Here is a 411-nt window from a genome sequence, read left to right as displayed (position 1 = left end):
CGGCGGGGCCGGCGGTGTGGGCTCGTCGGGCGCGTCTTCAGCTTCGGCGTCCGGCGGCTCTGTGACGGCCGGGGCCTCTTCGAGGATGACGTGGGCGTTGGTGCCGCTGATCCCGAAGGAGGAGACGCCTGCGCGGCGCGGCTGGTCGCCGGCCTCCCACGGCATGGACTCGGTCAGCAGGGAAACCGCCCCTGCCGTCCAGTCCACGTGCGGAGACGGCGAGTCGACGTGCAGCGTCTTCGGCAGGACGCCGTGCCGCATCGCCATGACCATCTTGATCACGCCCGCCACACCTGCGGCGGCCTGCGTGTGCCCGATGTTGGACTTGAGCGAGCCGAGCATCAGCGGCCGGTCGGCGGGCCGTTCCTTGCCGTACGTGGCGAGCAGTGCCTGAGCCTCGATCGGGTCGCC

1 protein-coding gene is annotated in these 411 nt (G+C 71.8%); it reads right to left on the bottom strand.

Annotated features, from left to right (window positions below; all coding sequences use genetic code 11):
- Nucleotides 1–411, bottom strand: a 411-nt coding sequence (locus tag OO69_RS48285; RefSeq protein ID WP_033287413.1) for a ketoacyl-synthetase C-terminal extension domain-containing protein, incomplete at both ends; no start/stop codon positions are given.

The sequence above is a fragment of the Streptomyces sp. NRRL F-525 genome (assembly GCF_000716605.1).
Taxonomy (GTDB): domain Bacteria; phylum Actinomycetota; class Actinomycetes; order Streptomycetales; family Streptomycetaceae; genus Streptomyces.
The sequence above is the reverse complement of the archived record's forward strand: the minus strand, read 5'-3'. Positions and strand labels throughout refer to the sequence as shown.